Annotated in this window: 1 protein-coding gene; it reads left to right on the forward strand. The window is 44.0% G+C overall.

Annotated elements, in window-relative coordinates:
* Window positions 1-856 precede the first annotated feature (856 nt).
* Window positions 857-1,059, forward strand: a 203-nt coding sequence (locus tag BLV86_RS17480) for a hypothetical protein (protein ID WP_139297975.1), incomplete at its 3' end; no start/stop codon positions are given.

Genomic DNA, 1,059 nt, shown 5'->3' on the forward strand with positions numbered 1-1,059 from the left:
AGAGTATTATACAGTGCCTCTGATATTGAAAGGCGACTGAAAGAAGATAAATAATTTTCGGTTGCACTTTGCGAAAAGTCTTGGAAACATCAGGGTCAGGCAATTTATGCTTGATTATCCGTTGTATGTATGCACATTGGTGCCGCGGACTCTTACAAAAAGATTACAAAGCCTTTACGAGAAGCTGACTATTGGCCAATGATTGACAGAAATTTTGCAAGGTTGTTTCAGCGGGCGTGTGGCTGGTGCCGGGAGTTAGTGGGTGAGAACTGATGTTCGCGTGTTTGACAGATTTGTATGTGGATGATAAGATAAGAATGTAAAGATAAATAAAAAGGATGCCACCGGCTAAACGGTAGGCTTCCTAGTATAACTAAAAGAGTTTAGCCGCCTAGTTTACCAGACCGAGGGCGGCTATTCTCTTGCGTTTTTGCTATTGCGTCCGATGGCGTATCCGAGACCGAACGCTGTCAGCGCGAGGCTGATAACTGCGATTAATCCTTCTATCGTCAACATCTGCATTTACCTCCTTTCCGGTGAAGACTAAGAGCATAGGCTCAAGTACAACAGTTCCAGTCCGGAGGACATATCACATTTGAATATTCGACCTCCGAACAAATCGGAAGGCCTACCGTCCACCACACTTTCGTGCTATTGGTGACATCCTAGGGATGCAGTTTATCACGGAAGGCGAGTGTCTGTAAAGAATAATTTGGGACATTGGTAACAGAGAACCATAAAATAGAGAAAGCCTAATGAGACAGGGTACTAGGATATTTGGCAGCGTTTAAACACTGGTGCCGCGGACTCTTACATGTCGTTTTCCAATGGTCCTTTAGAAGAACTGAGGGCAGCGTTGTCAGCAATTTATGCCGATACCGCGGACAGAGATGAGAGGGAAATAGAATGTAACATTATGGCCCTTGCAGGAATAATATCCGGAGATAATAAGCTTTATGAAGCGGCACAGGGAGAAGGGAGACAGAAGATGTGTAAGGTTCTTGAAAAACGTGATGAGAAGATTTATATGCAGTTCAAGTCTCAGTTTGAAGAGATGGA

Origin of the sequence: Oribacterium sp. KHPX15 (assembly GCF_900107835.1) — a bacterium.
In the GTDB taxonomy this organism is placed as follows: domain Bacteria; phylum Bacillota; class Clostridia; order Lachnospirales; family Lachnospiraceae; genus Oribacterium.